The 21,998-nt window shown below is 41.0% G+C and carries 30 protein-coding genes, 2 pseudogenes and 2 riboswitches; of the genes and pseudogenes, 15 read left to right on the forward strand and 17 right to left on the reverse strand.

Annotated elements, in window-relative coordinates:
- Positions 1-85 precede the first annotated feature (85 nt).
- Positions 86-250: a hypothetical protein gene (locus tag J7J00_RS05255; RefSeq protein ID WP_214788346.1), complete on the forward strand. Its 165-nt coding sequence runs from the start codon at positions 86-88 to the stop codon at positions 248-250.
- A 27-nt stretch (positions 251-277) separates the two neighbouring features.
- On the opposite strand, the gene J7J00_RS05260 is transcribed toward J7J00_RS05255, so the two are convergent.
- From J7J00_RS05260 to J7J00_RS05270, 3 genes are all read right to left on the reverse strand, one after another.
- Positions 278-427 carry a hypothetical protein gene (locus J7J00_RS05260; RefSeq protein ID WP_214788349.1) on the reverse strand — a complete coding sequence of 50 codons (150 nt, stop codon included), beginning with the start codon at positions 425-427 and terminating at the stop codon, positions 278-280.
- 20 nt (positions 428-447) lie between these two features.
- Complete coding sequence (locus J7J00_RS05265) at positions 448-990, reverse strand: VUT family protein (RefSeq protein WP_214788352.1); 543 nt, start codon at positions 988-990, stop codon at positions 448-450.
- Positions 991-1,040: 50 nt separating this feature from the next.
- Positions 1,041-1,083: riboswitch (PreQ1 riboswitch) on the reverse strand.
- Positions 1,068-1,247, reverse strand: coding sequence for a hypothetical protein (locus J7J00_RS05270; protein ID WP_214788355.1), 180 nt, complete (start codon positions 1,245-1,247; stop codon positions 1,068-1,070). It overlaps the preceding riboswitch by 16 nt.
- Positions 1,248-1,308: 61 nt before the next feature.
- On the opposite strand from J7J00_RS05270, the gene J7J00_RS05275 reads away from it, so the two are divergent.
- The gene (locus J7J00_RS05275; RefSeq protein ID WP_214788358.1) at positions 1,309-1,782 is read left to right on the forward strand and encodes an SRPBCC family protein; all 474 of its coding nucleotides are present in this window, start codon (positions 1,309-1,311) and stop codon (positions 1,780-1,782) included.
- Between the two features lie 47 nt (positions 1,783-1,829).
- Positions 1,830-2,270 carry an SRPBCC family protein gene (locus J7J00_RS05280; RefSeq protein WP_214788363.1) on the forward strand — a complete coding sequence of 147 codons (441 nt, stop codon included), beginning with the start codon at positions 1,830-1,832 and terminating at the stop codon, positions 2,268-2,270.
- Positions 2,271-2,518: 248 nt separating this feature from the next.
- Here the strand turns inward: J7J00_RS05280 and J7J00_RS05285 are convergent, their stop codons facing one another.
- Positions 2,519-3,223 carry an HD domain-containing protein gene (locus tag J7J00_RS05285; protein WP_214788366.1) on the reverse strand — a complete coding sequence of 235 codons (705 nt, stop codon included), beginning with the start codon at positions 3,221-3,223 and terminating at the stop codon, positions 2,519-2,521.
- Positions 3,224-3,270: 47 nt separating this feature from the next.
- On the reverse strand, positions 3,271-3,555 hold the full coding sequence (locus J7J00_RS05290; RefSeq protein ID WP_214788369.1) for a hypothetical protein: 285 nt from the start codon (positions 3,553-3,555) through the stop codon (positions 3,271-3,273).
- 390 nt (positions 3,556-3,945) lie between these two features.
- Between J7J00_RS05290 and J7J00_RS05295 the strand changes: the two genes are divergently transcribed.
- Both J7J00_RS05295 and J7J00_RS05300 read left to right on the forward strand, forming a co-directional pair.
- Entirely contained in the window at positions 3,946-4,515 is a 570-nt protein-coding gene (locus tag J7J00_RS05295; protein WP_214788371.1) for a TetR/AcrR family transcriptional regulator, read from the forward strand.
- 52 nt (positions 4,516-4,567) lie between these two features.
- On the forward strand, positions 4,568-4,915 hold the full coding sequence (locus J7J00_RS05300) for a DUF4260 domain-containing protein (RefSeq protein ID WP_214788374.1): 348 nt from the start codon (positions 4,568-4,570) through the stop codon (positions 4,913-4,915).
- A gap of 55 nt (positions 4,916-4,970) precedes the next feature.
- On the opposite strand, the gene queE is transcribed toward J7J00_RS05300, so the two are convergent.
- Genes queE through queC form a run of 3 tightly spaced genes read right to left on the reverse strand, consistent with a single transcriptional unit; the run spans position 4,971 to position 6,827 of the window.
- Complete coding sequence (queE, locus tag J7J00_RS05305) at positions 4,971-5,699, reverse strand: 7-carboxy-7-deazaguanine synthase QueE (RefSeq protein ID WP_214788377.1); 729 nt, start codon at positions 5,697-5,699, stop codon at positions 4,971-4,973.
- Positions 5,692-6,162, reverse strand: a complete 471-nt coding sequence (gene queD, locus J7J00_RS05310; RefSeq protein ID WP_214788380.1) for a 6-carboxytetrahydropterin synthase QueD — start codon at positions 6,160-6,162, stop codon at positions 5,692-5,694. Before queD ends, queE begins: the two co-directional genes overlap by 8 nt.
- Positions 6,162-6,827, reverse strand: a complete 666-nt coding sequence (gene queC, locus J7J00_RS05315; protein ID WP_098186021.1) for a 7-cyano-7-deazaguanine synthase QueC — start codon at positions 6,825-6,827, stop codon at positions 6,162-6,164. The genes queD and queC overlap by 1 nt, the downstream gene beginning before the upstream one ends.
- Positions 6,828-6,882: 55 nt before the next feature.
- A riboswitch (PreQ1 riboswitch) is annotated at positions 6,883-6,925 on the reverse strand.
- A gap of 627 nt (positions 6,926-7,552) precedes the next feature.
- Here queC and J7J00_RS28820 point away from each other — a divergent pair.
- The 9 genes and pseudogenes from J7J00_RS28820 to J7J00_RS05355 all read left to right on the forward strand — a co-directional run.
- Positions 7,553-7,849: pseudogene (locus J7J00_RS28820) on the forward strand (HAMP domain-containing protein); the annotation flags it as partial.
- A 120-nt stretch (positions 7,850-7,969) separates the two neighbouring features.
- Positions 7,970-8,788 carry a methyl-accepting chemotaxis protein gene (locus J7J00_RS28825; RefSeq protein WP_396020490.1) on the forward strand — a complete coding sequence of 273 codons (819 nt, stop codon included), beginning with the start codon at positions 7,970-7,972 and terminating at the stop codon, positions 8,786-8,788.
- A gap of 447 nt (positions 8,789-9,235) precedes the next feature.
- The gene (locus J7J00_RS05325; protein WP_214788386.1) at positions 9,236-9,451 is read left to right on the forward strand and encodes a hypothetical protein; all 216 of its coding nucleotides are present in this window, start codon (positions 9,236-9,238) and stop codon (positions 9,449-9,451) included.
- Between the two features lie 790 nt (positions 9,452-10,241).
- The gene (gene pgsB, locus J7J00_RS05330; protein WP_214788389.1) at positions 10,242-11,423 is read left to right on the forward strand and encodes a poly-gamma-glutamate synthase PgsB; all 1,182 of its coding nucleotides are present in this window, start codon (positions 10,242-10,244) and stop codon (positions 11,421-11,423) included.
- A gap of 15 nt (positions 11,424-11,438) precedes the next feature.
- Complete coding sequence (pgsC, locus tag J7J00_RS05335; protein ID WP_214788404.1) at positions 11,439-11,888, forward strand: poly-gamma-glutamate biosynthesis protein PgsC; 450 nt, start codon at positions 11,439-11,441, stop codon at positions 11,886-11,888.
- Between the two features lie 10 nt (positions 11,889-11,898).
- Positions 11,899-13,191 carry a CapA family protein gene (locus J7J00_RS05340; protein WP_214788407.1) on the forward strand — a complete coding sequence of 431 codons (1,293 nt, stop codon included), beginning with the start codon at positions 11,899-11,901 and terminating at the stop codon, positions 13,189-13,191.
- Between the two features lie 69 nt (positions 13,192-13,260).
- Complete coding sequence (locus J7J00_RS05345; protein ID WP_214788410.1) at positions 13,261-14,844, forward strand: gamma-glutamyltransferase family protein; 1,584 nt, start codon at positions 13,261-13,263, stop codon at positions 14,842-14,844.
- A gap of 69 nt (positions 14,845-14,913) precedes the next feature.
- Complete coding sequence (locus J7J00_RS05350; protein WP_179891205.1) at positions 14,914-15,063, forward strand: CapE family protein; 150 nt, start codon at positions 14,914-14,916, stop codon at positions 15,061-15,063.
- A gap of 84 nt (positions 15,064-15,147) precedes the next feature.
- Positions 15,148-15,777, forward strand: coding sequence for a poly-gamma-glutamate hydrolase family protein (locus J7J00_RS05355; RefSeq protein ID WP_214788413.1), 630 nt, complete (start codon positions 15,148-15,150; stop codon positions 15,775-15,777).
- 5 nt (positions 15,778-15,782) lie between these two features.
- On the opposite strand, the gene J7J00_RS05360 is transcribed toward J7J00_RS05355, so the two are convergent.
- Positions 15,783-16,961, reverse strand: coding sequence for a C40 family peptidase (locus J7J00_RS05360; RefSeq protein ID WP_214788416.1), 1,179 nt, complete (start codon positions 16,959-16,961; stop codon positions 15,783-15,785).
- Positions 16,962-17,324: 363 nt separating this feature from the next.
- On the opposite strand from J7J00_RS05360, the gene J7J00_RS05365 reads away from it, so the two are divergent.
- On the forward strand, positions 17,325-17,612 hold the full coding sequence (locus J7J00_RS05365) for a HesB/IscA family protein (RefSeq protein ID WP_286201194.1): 288 nt from the start codon (positions 17,325-17,327) through the stop codon (positions 17,610-17,612).
- 52 nt (positions 17,613-17,664) lie between these two features.
- Here J7J00_RS05365 and J7J00_RS05370 read toward each other — a convergent pair whose 3' ends face one another.
- From J7J00_RS05370 to J7J00_RS05395, 8 genes and pseudogenes are all read right to left on the reverse strand, one after another.
- Positions 17,665-18,330 carry a DUF2642 domain-containing protein gene (locus tag J7J00_RS05370; RefSeq protein ID WP_214788422.1) on the reverse strand — a complete coding sequence of 222 codons (666 nt, stop codon included), beginning with the start codon at positions 18,328-18,330 and terminating at the stop codon, positions 17,665-17,667.
- A gap of 24 nt (positions 18,331-18,354) precedes the next feature.
- The gene (locus J7J00_RS05375) at positions 18,355-19,710 is read right to left on the reverse strand and encodes an arsenic transporter (RefSeq protein WP_214788425.1); all 1,356 of its coding nucleotides are present in this window, start codon (positions 19,708-19,710) and stop codon (positions 18,355-18,357) included.
- 253 nt (positions 19,711-19,963) lie between these two features.
- Positions 19,964-20,116, reverse strand: coding sequence for a hypothetical protein (locus J7J00_RS05380; RefSeq protein ID WP_214788428.1), 153 nt, complete (start codon positions 20,114-20,116; stop codon positions 19,964-19,966).
- Positions 20,117-20,121: 5 nt separating this feature from the next.
- A complete protein-coding gene (locus tag J7J00_RS05385; protein ID WP_214788431.1) occupies positions 20,122-20,277 on the reverse strand; it encodes a hypothetical protein in 156 nt (51 codons plus the stop codon).
- Positions 20,222-20,350, reverse strand: coding sequence for a hypothetical protein (locus tag J7J00_RS27895; protein ID WP_286201185.1), 129 nt, complete (start codon positions 20,348-20,350; stop codon positions 20,222-20,224). The genes J7J00_RS05385 and J7J00_RS27895 overlap by 56 nt, the downstream gene beginning before the upstream one ends.
- 82 nt (positions 20,351-20,432) lie before the next feature.
- Complete coding sequence (locus tag J7J00_RS27900) at positions 20,433-20,924, reverse strand: SRPBCC family protein (protein WP_309487141.1); 492 nt, start codon at positions 20,922-20,924, stop codon at positions 20,433-20,435.
- A gap of 21 nt (positions 20,925-20,945) precedes the next feature.
- Positions 20,946-21,443: pseudogene (locus tag J7J00_RS27905) on the reverse strand (N-acetyltransferase family protein); the annotation flags it as partial.
- A 34-nt stretch (positions 21,444-21,477) separates the two neighbouring features.
- Positions 21,478-21,996 (reverse strand): YfiT family bacillithiol transferase, encoded by a 519-nt coding sequence (locus J7J00_RS05395; RefSeq protein WP_396020487.1) that lies wholly within the window; start codon positions 21,994-21,996, stop codon positions 21,478-21,480.
- Positions 21,997-21,998: the final 2 nt, after the last annotated feature.

Below are 21,998 nucleotides of genomic sequence, written 5' to 3' on the forward strand. Positions count from 1 at the left end.
TGCTGCACTCATGATTTCGCACCGTTTACTTTTGCACTTTTACTCGTGAGTTTGCTCTATTTACTCGTAAATTGATGCTCCACTCATGATTTCGCACCGTTTACTCGTGAGTTTCGCACTTTTACTCGTGAGTTTTGCACTTTTACTCGTAAATTGGTGCTGCACTCGGAATTTTGCTGTTTTACTCGTGAGTTTGCTCTATTTACTCGTGAATTCATGCTGCACTCAGAATATCGGACTTTACTCGTGAGTTACTCCATTCACGCAAAAAAAGGACCTAATTAGGTCCTTTTTTGTCTATTCCTTTATGCTTGCGATAATTGGCGCAGGAGAGCTTCATACATTCCCCTTGAACATGCGGGCCATATTTTTCACGAAAGGCCTCGAGGCAATAGCATTTATTTTCTTCTTTTTTGGTTCCATCCATCGAGTGCATCCCTCCTAGCTTTAACTGGAGACTACACGTTTCTCCAGTTCTACATTGATTCGTCCCAACAGTACGGCACCAATTGACTGAATGATCGTTTTAACGATGATTTGGCCGATGACCGCAGCGGGTACTGCTTCCCATGGCAATATATTGGCACCCAACGGACTTAGGCCAATTACGACAAATATCACCGAATCGAAAAATCCTCCAACGATTCCGCTGTAAAACACCCTCCAACTCATCGGGAGTTTTAAACGGGTATAAATTTCCGTATCCGCTGTTTCTGCGACCACGAACGATAATGCGGAAGCAAATACGATCAATAACGTATCCCCTAATAAGAATGATACACACGCAGATAAAATAAGTGCAGTGACGATACATATATAGGTCTTCGTGCGGCCGAATTTATTCTGGACCAGATCTCGAAAGATGAAGGTTCCCCCAATGAGCAATGTCCCCATCGGAATGATGAACATGCCAAAGTGTAATGGCGCAAATGCTGCTGTAACCACATTCGCCGTGATGATGGATACTAAATACAATAAAATTCTTAACATTTCTTGATTCTCCTTATACAGAAAAAACAGCACCCTAAGAAAGAGCACTGTTCTCCTTAGTTTTTTTGAGAGGGTAGCTAGAACCTCTTCCGCCCGAGCGGATTATCATTTTCCTTATTTATCGTAGCTTGAAAGCGATTGGAAATCAAGAAGTTTCCATATGGCCGATTTTTTGCACGGACAATGGTTAATGCAATGGCTCTGCCGATTTTTGTCGCAGAAAACTGCTTGACCGGCTGTATATGAAAAGCCGACAATGATTGATAGAATAATGTTACGATCTTGATAAGAGGTATAAATGCGAGGAGGAAAAAGATGATGAAAAAACCATCGTTTGTTCATGTTATTTATATCGCAACCACACCAGAGAAGCTTTGGGAAGCCCTGACGAGCGGTGAAGTCACGAAGAAGTACCATTTTGGATGCCAAGTCCATTCTGACTGGCAAGAAGGCTCAAGCGTTAAATATTTGCTGGAAGATGGGCGTATTACTGATCATGGTAAAGTACTCAAGTGTGAGCCGCTGCACCTGCTCTCGTTCACTTGGAACATGATAGGAGACGAAACACCTCGCGAGCAGCCTACTCGTGTCACTTTTATACTGCAGCCTATGGATGATTCGACTGTGAAGTTAACGCTTAGGCATGATGAGCTTTTGGAGACGGATTTCGTATATGATGATAATACCTTTGAAGGCTTGAATAATGGATGGCCAGCGATTCTAAGTAACCTGAAGAGCTTGCTTGAAACTGGACGGATCCTGCCGCCAATAACAGTAGATCGGGATAATTAAGTGGCAGTGGCAAACTATAAAGACACAAAGAAAGAGAGTTGATAGTGATGAATACGCAAATAATCACGAAATTTAAAATAGTCAAACCAACCAATGAAGTGTTTGAAGCCATAGTGGACCCAGAAAGAATCGGGAATTTCTGGTTCTCATCGAGTTCTGAAAGATGGGAACAAGGCAGGACGCTTACATTGAGATATAACGAATACGATGCTGAAGTGGTTATTCATGTATTGGAAGTCGAGGAAAATAAGAAAGTCGTTTTCTCATGGGGAGGAAATGATCAAGAAACGATTGTTACAATTACACTAAAAGAGTTGGATAAAATGAGTACAATTATTGAAGTGAACGAATCAGGTTTGAAAGAGGACGACCCTGAATTGATAAATAAAATGATAGGACAAAAAGAAGGTTGGGTATATACATTAACATGTTTAAAGGGTTATTTAGAAAATGGGGTTAATACTTTGAGAGCATCCATAATTTTTTAATACTTAAAGGGTACTGGTTCAGATTAGAAAGATCATTAAAAATGCAGTTGGGCGTGCCTGACTCCCAGCACAATGGTACTTAAGATTTTTAAGCATGTTGTGTCCTTTTGATAAGTCTTACCTTCTTTCCTAATTCTGCATTTGTTAATCAAGGTCGAAAGCATACGGGAGGAGACTTTAAATGTTTCCGAGAAAAAACTCAAGGATGAATATCACCCTTGAGTTTTTTACTTTGTTTGACATGAAATTCAATCGGAAATCACTTTTAGATATATGCCCTTCGAAGCTTTTTTATAGGCTTCAATTCCCATTTTCTTGACTTTTTCTGATAAACTGGATGCTCTTAATAATTGGGTTCCTTGAATAACGGAAGGATCAATGAGGCGCACTTTATTTTTCCTATGTATGTCGTATTCCAATTGATTTTCTATCACCTTTACGTTACCATGGATCCGTTTTAACAGATTTTGCACCTCATGGTTATCAGTGGAGCTTAACAAGGACATGACTTCTTCATCTGTACCGAGTAGGTCATCAAGGCTGATCAGTTTTTTAGCCAAAGCCAATTTTAAGGTCTTTGCCAATATATCATATCCATACTTCTTCAGTATAAATGGGATTTCGGATTCCATAATGACATGTTCATATATCTTTTCATGATAATCTTCATCCTTACAATCCAGAACGAAATCAATAACATGTGAAAATGCAGTATGGGACACGGCATGCAGCAAGCCCGCGATTTGTTCCTCCAATGAACCTGCAAGCGCTTTAATTAAAAGCATCACACCAGGTGAATGGTCAAATCGTGTAACGTCCCACTTCTCATTAACTAAATAACTTGCCCCACCTTGATGTATCCCCTTCAATCTTTGGACGGGTATGCTTAGAATCAGCTCTTCAAGAACTCCCTCTACAATGTATTTCCCATAGATACTATCCAAAACTATCAATAACTGCCGCCTCCCCCCAATAGTTTACTCATTACAGGTAGATGATTTCATTGATTTTTTTCTGTAAAAATTATTTCCCCCTTTTCATTTTGCTCATATTGCTTTTTTGCCAATTTTATTATTTCTTCTTCATCATTCAAATCGATATCACCTGGATTGACCTCATCAATACCTTCTATCGTTATCATTTCATTTATTATTACCTGGTCTGGTTGATTCACTTTAAAAATGTCTTCTACAGGTTTTGTTTTATCTTTATACGGTTTAGTGAATAAAAAAAGGCCGGTCAAGACTATGATAATTGAACCCAAAATACCGAATTTCTTTTTCATTTATTCATCCCCTCCAACGCTCTATTAATATCCTAATAATACCATATCAGTATATTAATGGTACTAAAATGCGTCAAGCGCATATATAGTTGGTTCCTTTTTTCTGTTTCAGGACATTAAAAATTGCTGTAAATTCAAATACCTGTTTCATAGAGTTGCTATGGGTTAGAGAACATTGTACCCATTAGTAGGCTAACTGGTTGCCAGGAATATTCCATAGGCAATGTCCTGCATCCCCTCCTTTGCAACATAGGTGAAATTCCAGTTCATTAAATGGTTAATTTATCCTAAAAAAACGGTACTTTATAATATGATCTAATAATTGACATTTGAAAATCAGTGAGATATTATCTTTATTAACCAGTGGTCAATAAATTAGGAGGTGACAAGATGTCGCCAAGGAAATCGGCAGGTAAAGAATTGTCCAGGGACACGGTCTTGAATGAAGCCAGAAACCTTTTTGCAACGTTAGGGTATTCGAATGTCTCAATGAGGCAATTGGCTAAATCATTGGATTGCAGCCATGGAGCCATTTATTATCATTTTAAAAACAAGGCAGAAATATTTTATAGTTTGGTGAAAACGGATTTTTCCGTTTTAAATACTTTAATCGATGATATCATCATGTCGGAAAATGACCCTTCTGTAAAAATGGAAAAGATTTTATTGTGCTTCTTGGAGTTTGGTTTAACCCAACAGAATCATTATTCCATCATGTTTTTATCGAAGGAAAAAGAAATTCAGCAGTTACTTCAATTCGATTCTAATAAAACATACGAAAAACTAATCCAGTCCCTGACGGATCTAACGGACAACAAATTGAATCCTGCATCCATATGGTCGATTTTTCTTTCACTTCACGGATTCATCACTTTTTATATTAATTCTGAACTATCTTATGAAGATGTAAAAGGCTTAGCTTATTTTCATGTAAAAAATATAATCAGAAACATCATATAATTTTTTCGAACATTATTAACCATTGGTCAAATAAACATTGGGGAGGTTTAAAATGGTAAAGAAATTCCTTCATATTGAAGGACTTATGGTTCTTTTAGCGGTGATTTACATCTATTCGTTATATGAATTCAGCTGGTGGATTTTCCTGTTATTGATTTTGTCTCCTGATGCTTCCATGTTGGCCTATCTGGTCAATGATCGAATTGGAGCAAAGGTTTATAACCTATTTCACACTTATACCCTGTCCATCTTCATGATTTTGCTTGCCATTTTTCTAAAGTCTGATGCATTGTTGATGATTGGTTTAATTTGGACAGCGCATATTGGGATGGATCGCTTATTTGGGTATGGCCTCAAATACACATCTTCCTTCAAAGCTACACACATTCAAAGGCTGTAATAAGCTTAAAAGGCAGTGTGATTATGCCATCACACTGCCTTTTGCTCACTTTTCTTTATACGCCCCGCTTGTTTCCCCATATATAGGTATGCAGCTGGGGCAGCACTTTCACATCATTCAATTCATCATCTGCTATCACTTTATCGATTAACTCTTCATACTTCTTCAAAAGACTGCTGATCAATTGACGATCATCCGCCGTCCTGCTATCGTCATTGCCGACCTGCAAATAAAAAGGAATATCCGGGTAACGCCCATGTACATGTTTGGCATATTGATAATCTTCCTCGTTAAAGACGACAATCTTCAATGAGACATGGTTTTCCGGATTTCGATTGGCAAGGTTCGAGATGATTTGGTCGAGCACCGTAAAGTCTGTGCTCATTCTAGAGCTCGGCGGCTTAGGTGAAATCGTCAGTTCATCAATATCGAGAAACCAATCCTGCCATCGGCTCCCTTGTGTTTCGACACCTATCTTCATTTTATTTTCATGTAAGATCGCTATCAAGCCGTTTAGGTTTTTCAGCAGAGCCGGGTTTCCGCCTGATATCGTCACGAAGGAAAAACCTGAACCCCCAATTCGCTTCAGCTCATCCCATATTTCTTCGGCAGTCATCTGGACGGTATCTTCCTTACCGGTGCCATCCCAAGTAAATGCGGAATCACACCAGGCACAAGAATAATCGCAGCCGGCCGTCCGAACGAACATGGTTTTTTGACCAATGACCATTCCTTCACCTTGGATGGTCGGTCCGAAGATTTCCATAACAGGGAGTTTACTCACTTTCCATCCACTCCCGTCTGGCTTCGGCATAGCTTGTCGGCGTTTCGTATAGTCGAACAAATTCGACTCTAGCACCCTCATATTCTTTTAATGAAAGGGCTTCGGCCATTTTTTCATATATCCAGACAACCATATTTTCAGCTGTTGTATTCATGAGCGGCAAGGTTTCATTCAAATAACGATGATCCAGGTGGATTTCAATTTCATTTTTCCATATATCCTTGATATCCCCGAAATCTATCATCAAACCGCGTGAATCCGTAAACCCGCTCAATCCGAAAATGACCTTATATGTGTGGCCATGCAGGTTCTTGCATTTTCCTTCATAGTCATGCAGATGGTGCGCAGCATCAAAGGTGAATTCCTTACTCACGAGAACCCTCTTGTTTGTATACTTCAATTGGCTGCGCTGAATATCTTCATCTATCTTTTGGAGTTTATCCACTATAGTAAAACCGTACATCATGAAAGCACCTTCCGTCTGCTTACATAATCATCCAGTCCTTTTTTCCGCAGATTACATGCCGGACAATCTCCACAGCCGTCGGAGATGATCCCGTTATAGCAAGTCAGGGTCTTTTCGCGGACAAAGTCGAATGCGCCAAGCTGATCCGCAAGCTCCCATGTTTCCTCTTTATTAAGCCACATTAGCGGCGTATCAATTACAAATGACTGGTCCATCGACAAGTTCAAGGTCACATTCAACGATTTAATGAATACATCGCGGCAGTCAGGATATCCGCTGAAATCTGTTTCACAGACACCGGTGACAATATGTTTAGCGCCAATCTGACTCGCCAGCACTCCGGCAAACGAAAGGAACAGCAAATTCCTCCCTGGTACGAACGTCGACGGCAATTCCCCTTCTTCTCCGTCCGTCACTGCAATATCACTTCTCGTCAATGCATTCGGTGCCAGCTGGTTCAGCAGCGACATGTCAAGGATATGATGGTTCACGCCCAATTCCTTGGCAATGTTTTGAGCGCATTCGATTTCCAAGCTATGCCGCTGATTATAATCGAACGTCACCGCTTCCACTTCCTCAAATCTCTCCAATGCCCAGAACAGGCACGTCGTACTGTCCTGACCTCCGCTAAACACAACCACTGCCTTTTCTTTCTTCTTCATTTCTATAAAACTCCTTTTTACGGAAAAAAACAGCACCCTAAGAATAGAGCACTGTTTCTCCTTAGTTTTTTTGAGAGGGTAGCTAGAACCTCTTCCGCCTTAACGCGGAATATTATATTTTTCCAAGTCAATAGTAACTTGAAAACGATAATAAATCAAGATGATTATATTTAGTGAATATTAGATTTGATGGAAAACTTGGTTATCTTTTCATTGCTTAAATATCCCATTATCCGTCCGATAAAATAGTGTGATTAAAATATCGATAAAGGGGTCTATTAATTTGAAAAGCATTAAAGGAGGTATTGGTGGCATTTTCACTCATCATATCTTTATGTGTCATCTTAGGAGCATTCAACATTTACAGCAGCAACAAGTCTCTGGTATATTCCCAAGATATCATCGAAAAGGAACTTCCGCTTCTTATCCAAGATGAAAAGCTGCTATATAATCTAGCACAAAGAACCGCATTCGCCCGAGCCTATATTCTATATGGTGACGAGAGTTATAAAGAAAGGTTCTTACAATATACCGAAGACAGCAAGGTCATCCAGGAGGATCTCCTGGCTTTAAGCGATTCTGATAAAGCGAAGGAATTGATCGAGAAAAGCGTGGATTGGAGGACGATGATTGTAGACCGGGTATTTCCACAATATGAAAAGGGAAATGAAGAACGTGCGAAAGAGATACTCAAAAATGAAGTGGCGCCAATCAGCAATGAAGTAATGGAGGGTTTCAAGGAGCTTGCATCTGAACGCGAGGAATTGATTGTCACTTCAGGTGAAAACGTCATCGCAAGCGGGAAATCGGTTAAGACGACAAGTATCATCATATCCATTGCGGCAGTCCTTATCGGCCTTCTGCTGGCGCTTGTGACTGCCAACCTCATTACCACCCCTCTCCTTAAAATCAGGGACAGGATGAAAATGGTGGCTGACGGAGAGCTGAATCATGAGCCCCTGGAGCAAAAGTCATATGATGAAATGGGCGAATTAACGGTATCCGCCAACCAAATGCAGAAAAACCTTCGTGATACGCTCGAAAAAATGCTCGTTATGTCCGAATCCGTTTTCAACCAAAGTGAGGATCTGACTCAATCAGCAAATGAAGTGCAGCAGGGCAGCAAACAAATAGCGACTACAATGTACGAGCTTTCGGAAGGTTCGGAGTCACAAACCAACCGGGCAGCTGAAATGGTTCGGATGATGGATGATTTCACCGGCAGAATCGAGTTGGCCCGCCTAGAAGGAGTGGATGTAGCTAAAAGTTCAACTGAAATCCTTTCCTTGACCAAGGACGGCACCATTTTAATGCGCAGTTCGGTCCAACAGATGCAATGTATTGATGGGATTGTAAAAAATGCCGTAGAGCAAGTGAAAGGACTGGATTCTCAATCACAGCAAATTTCACAGCTTGTGCAGGTCATCAAGGATATATCCAATCAAACCAATCTATTGGCGCTGAATGCAGCCATAGAAGCCGCTCGTGCTGGTGAACATGGCAAGGGCTTTGCCGTCGTAGCCGTTGAAGTGCGGAAACTCGCTGAAGAGGTCACACACTCCGTTGGGGATATCACCAATATTGTCTCCGCCATTCAAACGGATTCAAAAGCAGTCGTCCACTCCCTGGAAGATGGTTATACACAAGTGGATGAAGGTACGAAACAGATCACGTTCACAGGCCAAACCTTTGAAACAATCAATCACTCTGTCGGGAATATGGAAATGAAAATGCAGCATATTACAGACGAATTGAACTATATCTCCACAAATAGCAAAAAAATCAATCAGGCTATCGAAGATATCGCAGCCGTTTCTGAAGAGTCCGCGGCAGGAATCGAACAAGTCTCCGCCTCTGCTCAGCAATCCAGCTCTTCAATGGATGAAATCACGAATCATGCCAGTGAACTTGCATCCTCGGCAGAACTGCTGACTGAACAGGTTAAGAAGTTCCAATTATGACACTAGCAATTTCCCGACACATGCATGCGGGAAATTGCTTTTCCCTCCCATTATATGGGTTGTTTCATTTTCGTATATTCGGGGAATAAATAACTATACACAATAATAAACCATTAAAAAGCAAATCTATCAAAAGCGGCTGGAAGTGAATATTTTCCTTTATTTTCAGAATATTTAGTGTATAATTAATTAAAGGAATATTTTAACTTAAATAACCATCACTTCCAATAACCGCTACTTCAAATCCCGACATTTCCTTTCAACACCATGCACGGGCACTTCTACTCAGTAAGGATCCATTGCATGCTTTCTCTCGAATCTAACCGTTCACAACTTTATTCACAAAAAAACACGATTCCCACTCCAAATCTGTAAAAAAGGTTAAATTTTACTAATGATATGTTACTATTAAACTAAGACCTTTTAACCCCATAAGGAGGAATTCATATGAAACGTTTTTTCAAATTCATAACAGATTTTAACGAAAGAAAAGCACTGGAACGGGAAACCGAAGAATTCTTTCGCAAAGAATACGAAAATTATATGAAGATGAATCCTGACAATCAAAGAAAAAGCAGGAGATTAGCTCCTAGATTTTATGTGATTGATGGCGGTAAAAAGGGCTCCAACCTTGAGATTTCTGACAGAAAGAAATCCAGTTAACCAGATTCCTTCCATAATCAGCTACCGATGCTGCAGCTCAAGACCCACAAACGTTAAATCTCCATGATAAACGGAGTTTCGTGACCATTCCATTCATTAACAATATATAAGCCGAAAGCTCAGATATGCTTCTGAGCTTTTTTTTATTTTGCATTCTTCTATAAACACTATATCTATAGAAGAAACTAGGTATTTTTTAAAAAAAATGGATTTACTTTAGTTTATTTCATGTTTCAGGTAAAAGATCAATTATAGTCCCGTGGGTATTCTCTGAGGAAAAAACGGAAAATTATAAAAAAAAGAGATGTGTTCTTTTACTCATCTTTGTCCAAATTCAAAAGAGTTCAACTAATTGAGTCGTTAGATGCAATATCTTACATTGAATGACAAATGCATAAATATTGTTACGTTTATGTCGAACAATGGGTATAAACAATTATCAATCTGTAATAAACATCACTTTTAAAAACCAATTATTATTCAAATATAGCCATTAAGAATCAGGTTCAAATGCTCATGAAACTACTTTGATTTTGACCAAAATGGGTTTTTATTAAACTTTCCATAATTTAGTGTAAATAATCCGAGGTTTCCCACGATTTTCAGCCATATCTTTGTACTCATAAAACAATTCATCCCATTAGATACTATTACACCCCAATATACATTTATTTGAAAAAGCTGATAATAACTATATTACGATAGAATAATTGGCTCTTGCCTATTAAGTTTAAAATCATGTAGTGTGTATTCAGTAATTCAAATATTTGAAAAAAAGAGAGGTTAAAAAATGGCACCGATATTTATTTGTGCGATCTTTTTGCTTGGCTATGGCATTTTCGAACAAAAACGCCATCAGAAGCGTCTCGACTCCATCCCGGTACGTGTGAATGTGAATGGGATTCGAGGGAAATCGACTGTAACGCGTCTAATTACAGGTGTGATCCAGGAAGCTAAGTACAAAACAGTAGGTAAAACAACAGGAACATCAGCAAGAATGATCTATTGGTTTACCGATAAGGAAAAACCGATTGTACGCCGCCCGGAAGGACCCAACATAGGAGAACAGCGGCGTGTAGTTAAAGAAGTTGCCGACTTAGGCACGGAAGCACTGGTTTGTGAGTGCATGGCCGTACAGCCTGACTATCAACTAATCTTCCAAAACAAAATGATCCAAGCAAACATTGGGGTAATCGTGAATGTATTGGAAGACCATATGGATGTCATGGGACCGACTTTGGATGAGGTTGCTGAAGCTTTCACTGCTACCATTCCCTATAATGGTCACTTAATAACCATCGAAAGTGAATATTTGGACTTTTTCAAGCAAATTGCCAAAGAACGCAATACAAAAGTGATCGTTGCAGACAATTCTAGAATTTCGGAAGATTTTCTACGCGAATTCGACTATATGGTATTTCCTGATAATGCATCACTGGCCTTGGCCGTTGCGGAAGCTTTGGGCATTGATGAAAAAACGGCTTTTCGCGGAATGTTGAATGCGCATCCCGATCCAGGTGCCATGCGGATCACCAAATTCGGGGATCCCATCCAGCCAACTTTCTTTGTCAATGGCTTTGCTGCAAATGACGCGTCATCGACTCTGAACATCTGGGAACGTGTCAATACGTTCGGATACAGCACAGAACTTCCTATCGTCATCATGAATTGCCGTCCCGACCGCGTGGACCGTACCGAGCAGTTTGCTAGAGATGTATTGCCTTACATAAAATCTGAAATCGTCATTTCCATTGGTGAAACCACATCACCGATCACTCGGGCATTCGAGCAAGGTCATTTGGATACAAAAGAATATTGGGATTTAGAAAACTGGTCAACTGAAGAAATCGTGGCCCGCCTCAGACCATTGATGAAAAATCGCATCGTCTACGGTGTCGGGAATATTCACGGTGCAGCGGAACCATTAATTGAAGCATTCATGAAATCTAAAACAAAGCAAAAAGCAAGTTAAGTAGGAGGAACCTTAATGTTTGGATCGGATTTATATGTAGCCCTAGTACTGGGAGTAACGCTTAGCCTTATATTTTCAGAAAAGACGGGTGTCGTACCCGCAGGACTTATCGTGCCAGGTTATTTGGCATTAGTATTTGACCAATGGGAAATCATGCTGACCGTCCTGATCATTAGTGTCGTAACTTATTTGATCGTCACTCACGGCCTTTCAAGATGGGTGATTTTATACGGAAGAAGAAAATTCGCAGCCATGATGGTGACCGGGATTTGCTTGAAACTCCTATTGGACTTCGTCTACCCCGTCATGCCATTTGAAATATTCGAGTTTCGGGGAATCGGTATAATCGTACCCGGATTGATAGCGAATACCATACAAAGACAAGGAATGCCATTGACACTTGGCAGCACGCTTTTATTATCCGGCTTGACTTTCGGTTTAATGAACGTGTACTACCTATTCTGAGGTGCAAAAAATGAAACGGACTTTAAATGCAAAAGAAAAAACACTTATCTTTATTAAACGCACGAAGAAAAAGAATCTTAAATACACTGGAATCATACTACCTATATTACTAATCGCTTTAGTCATTACCACTTGGATGGGACGGGCTGAGGAAGTGAAAACACCCGCTTCAAAATCCGATCAGCCATTGACGATGACAATGGTCGGTGATGTGATGATGGGACGTAATGTTGAAGAAGTGACGGAAAAGCACGGGTATGAATACCTCTTCCGTTATATGAAGCCCTATTTTTCCCATTCAGACTATGTCAGTGGGAATTATGAACATACCGCTTTAAAAGAAGAAGTATCCAACTACAAGGGAGCGGATACGCCCATACGGTTAAACTCCAATGCTAGCGGTGTGGAAGCTATTAAAGATGCTGGCTTCTCAGTAGTGAATTTGGCCAATAACCATATGATGGACTATGAAGAACAAGGACTTCTTGATACGATTGATGAATTCAAAAGTGCGGATATGCACTATGTCGGTGTTGGATCGAACACTACGGAAGCTAAAAATAGCATCGACTATGCGGATGTTAATGGCGTACGTGTCGCAACACTTGGCTTCACAGATGTTTACGGTAAGGATGCCGTGTCAAAAAGTGATAAAGCCGGACTATTGAACTCCAACCCTGATTTATTATTTGAAATGATCGGCAAAGCAAGGGATGCCAAGCAAGGCAACGCAGACTTGGTTGTGGTGAATATGCACTGGGGACAAGAGTATTCAACATCTACAACCGCCCGTCAAACGGACCTGGCTAAAGCTATCATCGATGCTGGAGCTGACATCATCATCGGCCATCACCCACACGTGCTTCAATCGTTTGATGTGTATAAAGATGGAATCATTTTCTATAGCTTAGGAAATTTCATTTTCGATCAAGGCTGGACACGCACAAAGGATTCAGCCATGGTTCAATACCATTTAGCGGAAGACGGAAAAGCTACAATCGATGTCGTTCCACTGCAAATTGAAGAAGCAACACCAAGGCCAGCTACCTCTTCAATCGACAAATCACGTGTATACCGTCAGTTGACGAAGGAAACGAGTGAAAACGCCCAATGGTCGAAAAAAGAGGATCGCATCGAGATTACCATGGATCACAAGAAGGTAATCGACCATAAGGCACAACGTGAGCAAGAAGAAAAAGCAGCAAAAGCTGCAAAAGCTGCGAAAGAAGCAAAGGAAAAGAAAGCTGCACAAGAGAAAAAGGCAACACAAGCTATACAACAGGACATTCAGCCCATTCAGTAAGGATCGATTGGATACTACTATGTGAAAAGAGAAACAACTTGGAAGCTCAACGAGAAGGGGGAATAATCGATGATTAACCGTATGACGAGAAAAGTGCTCATTCCCATAAGCATACTCATATATATTGCTGGATGTTCGAAGACACCCCCTATTTCTGACACGAATGATCCGATAGAAAGTAAAACGGAACAATCATATGGGGTCAGTTCTTCAAACCCAATCGCAATAGATGTCGGGATGGATATATTAAAAAATGGTGGAACGGCGGCGGATGCCGCCATTGCGGTATCTTATGTATTAGGTGTAGTTGAACCTTTTGGATCTGGCGTGGGCGGCGGCGGTGGTATGCTGATTGCACCGGAATCCGGCGAACCCAATTTTATCGATTATCGTGAATCCTCTCCGGAAGACCCAAGTTCAAGACACGATACAGGGATTCCTGGCTTAGTGGCCGGCATGCAGGTTATAAGTGATAAGTATGGGAGCGTACCAATGGCTGATCTTCTTCAGCCGGCGATCGACTTGGCTGAAGGCGGGTTTAAAGTGGATGAGACTTTATCAACTCGCTTAGAAGCAGCTCAGCCAAGGATATCTTCCGATGGGACATCATTATTTTATCCTGAGGGCGATGCCATTGAACCAGGCAAAACCCTTGTCCAAAAAAGACTTGCTGAAACATTGAAGCAGATTCAAAAGGAAGGTCCTGATGGTTTTTATAAAGGGGAAATTGCACGGGATATTAAAAAGGAAACAGATATCGACTTGATGGATTTAAAGCGCTATGAGGTGAAAGAACGTAAGCCGGTCCAAGGAACATTTGCCGGTTATGATGCTTTTACCGCCCCTCCGCCCTTTTCCGGGATTACCGTTCTTGAAATGTTAAAGCTCGCCGAGGAAATGAGCCTCGGTGATTCTTCAAGCAAATCAACTTATATGAAGGTCTTGGGGGGCATCACAGATACCGCTTATCAAGATCGGTCCGCCAATATTGGGGATGGAATAAGTCACTCTAAGGCGGAAAAATTGCTCTCCCCCATTCACTTGGACAATCTTAAAAACAAGATCAAAAGTGAAAAATGGGAAGATAAAGAATCGAATGGTTCCGAAGAACATGAAAGTACGACACACTTTGTGATCATGGACAAGTATGGCACTGTCGTTTCCGCAACAAATACGCTCAGTAACTTTTTCGGATCTGGTGATTATTCGAATGGATTTTTCCTTAACGATCAATTGAAAAATTTCCGGTCCGGCTTGAACGCCCAAGAGGCATATAAACGGTCAAGAACGTTCACCGCTCCTACCATTCTCAAGAAACCAGGGCAGGAATCAATCGGAATCGGCTCACCAGGGGGCGATAGGATTCCTCAAGTATTGATGCAGGTCCTTTATTCCTATACAGAGAATGAAGGCTCATTTCAGGATATCATCGACCGTAATCGGTTCGTCTTTGATGGAAAGAAGATTTATACGGAATCCAGGCTTTCGGATGAAATAATATCAGACTTGGAAGATTCAGGATATGAAGTCACCCAGAAGATTTCCCCCATGTATTACGGCGGGGTTCAAGTACTCGTTAAAAACGAGAAAAATGGACAAGTATCCGGAGCTGGGGATAAAAGAAGAAATGGAAGCTGGAAAGCTCAGCAATAAGAGTGCAATCCAGCCCCTCCTTTTCTAAATATCATATGAATTTTAGCGTTGGATAAGGGGACGTAGAATATGAATATCGTAAAAAAAATAACAAGCTGGGTTATACCCGTTTTTCTAATAGCAGCCCTGCTTGTGACCATGAATATCTTTAAACGGACAGAAACTTTAACACCCGAAGAGCAAAAGAAAATAGAACAGTATACGACTGTCGAAGAATAAAAAAAGCGGGGGTATCCCCGCTTTTTTTATTTTTGCCGTCATCGGATATGGAAGATTAAATCGCTTCAGATACGGAGGATAACCATGAAAGAAAATAGCTATACTGATTTTATTGAACTGCAGCAAAATGAACAAGAAGACCTCGATTACCGCATCATCGTTCATCACAGGAATCCTGATATCGCAATTCTAGCCATACACGGCGGGAACATCGAACCGGGAACTAGCGAGATTGCAGCCGCACTTGGAGAGAGACTTTGTGCCAGCACCTATCTATTCGAAGGTCTTAAACCAAGGGGTAACCAGGTCCTCCATATAACATCCTGCTTGTTCAATGAACCGGGCGGCGTTTCAATGGCAGCGAACGCTCAGACCACCCTTACGATCCATGGCCACTACGACGTACATAATGCGCTGGTTTACATTGGCGGTAGGAATGAACCCTATAAGAACCTTATTCAGCAATGCCTCAACAAAGCTGGATTTCAAACTGATCATGCACCGCAGCGCCTTTCAGGCATGAAAGGAAACAACATCACCAACTCATCCAAGACGGGTGCAGGCGTGCAATTGGAACTTTCCACAAAGCTTAGAAAAAGCTTTTTCAAAGGTGATGACTTTACCCGTAAGAACAGGGTCAATCCATGTGATCTTTTTAAACGGTTCATTACTGCCATTGAAAAAGCGACTCTTGAATATAAACAGGTTGAATGACCTTCTTAGTCCAAAAGGCTTTCAACTTGACCGAAGCTTTCGAATTTCTCGGCAAAATAACCTGACGAAAGGTTGGAGATATGAACGCCTGCGTTTTCCGTTGTATGGAGAAAACGGCCATCACCTAGATATATACCTACATGGGTCACACCCATCCTTGTTCCTGTGTCGCTAAAAAATACTAAATCCCCTGCCTTTGGATTTTCGATTTTGGGCACCAATGAGAAATAATCCGCTGCGGAACCCCGTTTTACGGAAAGACCCTGCTCCTTCATGACCCAATAAATGAAGCCGCTGCAATCCATTCCGGTCATCGGATCTTCTCCCCCGAAAACATAGGGAAATCCGCGTAAAGTGTATGCATACTTGATGACATCATATGCTTTATCATATGCAGCCTCCTCGTTTACATAAAACGGATACAACGGGTTGCTGTATAGTTGCAGATACTGCCCTTGCATCAACTCATCAGTACTTAACGCGTTACGACTTTTGATCGTACTCATGGAAATGCTGTAATTCTCCGATATGCTTTTAAGCGTTTCTCCCGTTTGGACGATATGCTCTCCTTTTGGCGTGTATGTTTTGTACGCGACTTGGTATTTTACAAAGTAATCTTCTATAGTGGATCTCACCTGAACCGTTTCTGTACCATATCCAGAATAGACAAATTGGTTTTTGCCGACATAAATACCTGCGGTCACGACCTTTAAGCTGTCTTTTTCCAGAAAGAATATAATATCCCCGGTTTTCGGAGTGGCTGTATCCATCCCTTGCTTATAAAAACCATCTACTGTCAAACGGTCAACCGGCACATTTTGCTGGGAAAGCACCCAATGAATCAACCCGCTCGAATCAAACCCTTTTTCAGGCGTCTCCTCTCCAGCTGTCTTATTAAACCCTATAAAGGATTTCGCATATCTCGCAATTTTTTTTCCTCTCTCCGACCATTGATAGATGGAAGGAGTATACGCCGTTTGAATGATTGTCAACTTTTGGCCCGCAAATAACTTATCATCCGGTAAACCATTCGTTTTCATTAATTGCTCAGCCGATATATCATATGTCCTGGCAATCGATTCTACCGTTTCGCCAGAGATTACAGTATGCACAGGATCTGCAGCCTCGGCCTTTAAGCCAGGTAAAAAAGTGAAACAAACCATGAATACCAATGTAAGTATCATACAGTTTATTTTTCGATTAAACATTTTAACCCTTCCTTTATACGCTGAAATATTTTAAATCCCATCATATGAACCTTCTATCCTATCATCCACCCAAGTGGATATGCCTTAATACTCATGACAACAATATTATCGGCGAACCGAATGAAACCTTTAGCCTATTTTTTACATAAAATCATCAGTCTGATTCAATAAAACACCCCCACCCGAGAAAAGTTGGAAATCGAAGAATTCGTAGAGGATTTTATTTTTTTATGCAGAATGGGTAAAGTTAGATTAGAGGAAGCCCGATCATGACGTGCATATACGGCTTGCCCTATTTATGAAGTGGATAACGATATAGGAGTGAACATTTTGATAAAAATGACAGAGAAAGCCCGGCAGGCAATTAAAGATATGCAGCATAGTTTGGGAGGGGAAACGTATTTGAGGTTTGGCATAAACAGACCTTGCTGTAACCAGATGAACTATACATTAAGCTTGGCAATCTCTAAAAAAGAGCACGAGGAAATACTCGTTTTACATGATATAAAAATGTTGCTCGACCCATCGGACTCCCATTTTACAGATCAAACGGAAATTGATTACGATTACGATGGCGATGGATTTTTGATCAGGAACCCGAATCCGTTGGTATCACCCATCATCTAGCAGAAGAAAATAAGGGGAAAGCTTAAATGACCTTCCCCTCTTTTCTATGAAACTATGGCATGTACACCGTTTTAATATGTGCAAGCTTCAAAAACACATGATCCCCATTGGCTGTCGTTAACTCAACCAAGTTGTTTTCCGCCTTTTTAAGCTTACCGATTTTCATCGGGTCCTCTCCCCCATCAAATACTACTAGCTTTCCTGCATTTTTCTTTAATTGGTCTTCCAAAGAACGTAGCATTGGCACACTTGAAGGGTTGACGGGAAAACTTTCTTTACTGAGGGTATAGGGTGAAGCATTTTGATAGTACGGAGTAAGCCATTTAAGGTGATGCAGCGAGACATACATCATTTTATATACAGGCGAGTAGAATGCAAAATAATCATTGAAAACATTGGTGATATAGCCGTGTAAAGGAATATGTCCAGCAACATGGATTTCTGAAAAAACCCCTTTTGCGTTCATTAGCGTTTTACGATAGGAAATCGACCCCATGTCTTCCATCATGGGGGACTCCATAGGATTTTTAATCTCGTTATCTATCTCTGTACTCAGATTGAATCTATGGACGTGCAGCATAGGAATGTACAAAAACTGCTGTCCATTGAACAACACAAGAATATCCGTGCTCAGATCAGTTAGAATTCCATTGAACGTTTTTTTTCCAGAGATTTGGACATCAATCTGTTTACCCAGTAATGCAAACGCATCACTCATTACTATCTCCTCCTAGGGGGTTATTCAGCTAAAAATCATTTGCACCCAATAAAATAATAAGAGCAGTGTCACCACTGTCGTTATTGGTATCACTATCAGGGATACGCTTAAATAATCTTTCCACTTTATTTTCATTTTATTTTGTTTCAGGATATGCATCCAGATCAGTGAGGCAAGAGTACCGATGGGCAATAGCAATGATCCCATGTCACTACCAATTATATTAGCGAGGTAAATGGTTTTTAAGGTGATGGGATCAAGTCCCATCTCAGTTAAGGTAATGGTACCTATCATTAGCGCTGGATGATTGTTGAAGATGTTTGATAGAATCGAAACTAATCCTCCCATGATAAAACTTGCACTCAGTAACCCTCGGTTTACAATCGGTTCACATATCTCTACGAGCACGGCTGTAAGCCCTACATTATGGAGACCATAAATGATGACATACATGGAGAATGCGAATATCAGGATTTTCCAAGGGGTCTTTTTTAAAATATCGACAGGATTGGTCCGTAAATGATACCATCTCCAGACCAGCAAAGATAAAGACCCTAGTACTGCAACCCATTCGATCGGAATGGAAAAATAAGAAGCGACAAAGAGTAAACAGCGCACCACAAACACATAGAGTAATACCTTCAACATGAATCTAGTGCGTTGCTTTTTTGTTTCAACCGTCATTTTCCCCTTTAAGGGGTGGAAATTCTTAGTGAAGAAACTTTCCTCTATGTCGTAAGAGATGTTGGGTAATTTCTTGGGCAATTTTTTCTTGACCACCATGAACATCAACCATGACATAAAGATCAACCCCAGAGTTGCGGGTACAAACATCATGGCAGTATGCATATAAAGCGTCATATGCACAATTTTCAAAGCGATTAAATTAACAATATTACTCACGCCAATAGGCGCACTCGAAGCTGTCGCAATCAATGCTCCACTCAAAAGATACGGGATGGCTTCATGCGGTTTTAATCTGAGATTTTTCAGAAGCAAGATTAAGATGGGGGTCGTAATCATGATGCTGCCGTCGTTATTGAATAACAAGGTCATTAAAAAGCACAATAATTGAATGTACCAATACAGGCGGTATCCCGATCCTCTAGCCAGGATGGCAAGCCTTGCAGCCGCCCAATGAAAAAAGCCGAAACTTTCCAAGATTACGGCCATGACAATCGTTGCCATGATGGTGATCGATGCGCCCCCGATTTTATTGATGATATCCAAAATATCGCCATGGGATACTGTGCCAGTCAGTAAAATTATCACTGCACCGATTGAAGCTGGCCATGCTTCATTGATACCTCCTGGTCTCCATAATATAACTATCATTGTCGTGACGAACACAAAAATAGTCATTCCAATTTCGAAATGCATGTTGTTCTCCCCTTTTTTGGGCCTTGAGCCATTGGACCCTACTTGTCCGATTCCTATATATTATTCCCCTTAGTAAAATAAGCATGGATTCTTGTCTAGTCCCTCTAAATTGTACTTTTGTACCTCTAGTGATTTTATCCACTAAAGAGAGATGCCCGTTCAAGGAATCATGGTTAAGTCCCTACAGAATGGTAATATGGCAATCTAATAAAAAAAAGGGAAAACCACTTTAGTGGCCTCCCCTTTGCAACGCTTATGTTTTCAGTTCCTCTAATTCTTTATCTGGAATTCCCCCCAGCGTATCCTCCAAATCATTTATTAACTGTGTAAGCTGCTGTGTATATTGGGCAAGTTCATTGGATGAAGCTGTCGTTTGCTGTGATACGGCGGTGATTTCTTCTATCACTTTAATTACCGTTTCTTTTTGTTGATTGATGCTTTCAATGGATCTTGTTTCTTCCTGAATTGAATTGGATATCCTCCTGCGGAATCCTCCAGCTCTTTCATGGCTTCACTTACCGTGATTAAAGGCATTTTTCTGATCCTTGCTGATTTGATTCGTTTCATTGGTCGTTTTCAGCAATTCCTCTGTATCCGACAGAATGCTTTGGATGATGGCTTGAATGTTTTTTGTAGCCACTGGACCAGCTGGTATATCAACAAAAAAACTTCCTTCATATCAGTAGCATCACTTCGGTTTTATTTATTCACTTGCATTCCATTCATCCATCAAGTCGTTCGATGGCGGCCGTATATTCCTTATGCCATTTTTCCCATTCATCCATCGGGAAGTCCTGATGATGACCATTAAGTAAATCACTCAACATATCGAGGCAAACATGCCAGCCTGCCAAATCCTTTGATGTATGATCATTAACTGGCGTGATGGATTCTTTCAATACTAATGAGCACCCATCCTTTTCAGGGGATACCTCGAAACGAACCCAGCCGTCACCCCAATCAAAATCTAAAACGGCAGATTCCCGGAAATCCCTTATTTTCATATCAAAAGATTCCCCTGACCCATCATTGAAATTGAATTTTATGGTCCCGTCTTTTCGAAGGTCCTTCATTTCCAGGTTGGACATCCACTTTTCCACTTTATCATTCTCCGTTAAAGCACTCCATACCTTTTCCACCGAATGATTGAGCAGGCGTTCGAATCTTGCAATAATCCCGTTACCCTGTTTTTTGATTACAGCTTGCATATACATTCCCCCATTCAATTCGTTTTTTTTATAATAAAAAATGGTTGGATGGAATTCACCATTTGCAGATTTCGCATAATCAGGAATCCTGCCTGCCTGTATATATCCCAATGAAGTATAAAGGGAGTTAGAAGGATCTCCTTCCCTTGTATCCAAGACCAATAATGCCCTTCCCTCCTGCTTGGCCCTCTTCTCAGCCTCTAGCATGAGTGAACGTCCTATTCCATTTCGCCTATAACGAGTATGCGTCATTAATTTTGCGATTTCCGCACGATGGCCGCCGTTTTGCTTTGAACATAAATGTAACTGTACGCTCCCAACAATCTCACCCTGTAATTTAGCGACAAACAGAATCACATCAGGGTTTAGGGCGCCGCCCCAGTAATCAATAGCCTCAGACCGTTTCATGGGGGGTAAAAAACCAATGGACGCGCCATCTTCCACCACCTGCATCAAAAGTTCCGTAAGTTCATTAATGCGGTCGCGGAGTGATGTTAATTGTTCGATTTTCAACTCAGCATTCACAGTAATCACAACCTTTCAGGTGATACAATCATATTCACCATCCCTGGCGCTTTGATAAAGAAGTAATATGGGCCAGATGATGGCGTCCATGCCATGCATAAATGCCTATATTTTCACCGACCGTCACCTCTCCTGAATCAGGATGGATGAATGTTCGTCCCATGTCGTCTGCATGAAGACCCGATAAAAGTTTGCACATCCGGATATGTAAACTTTCGATTAGTGATAGAGAAACTTCAATCGGCAAATCATAATCAGGCAGCCCTGCCCATTGCGCCTCTTCGTACGGTTTAATGACCGGACTTTCTTCCGTAAGGGCCAATTTGAAGCGAATATACGCATTCATATGACTATCGGCAACATGATGCACCACCTGGCGGACCGTCCATCCTCCAGACCGATAAGCTGTATCAAGCCTTTCATCATCCATGTTACATACCGCTTCCCGTAGCATCCGAGGCAAAGCTTCAATCTCGTTAATCCACCCCTCGGCTACATCACTTGAAATTTTCCCGTCAAACTGAAACTTTCCAACCGGGTATCTTAAATCCATCT

It is taken from the genome of Bacillus sp. ISL-4, from assembly GCF_018613275.1.
Lineage (GTDB): Bacteria > Bacillota > Bacilli > Bacillales > DSM-1321 > Peribacillus > Peribacillus simplex_E.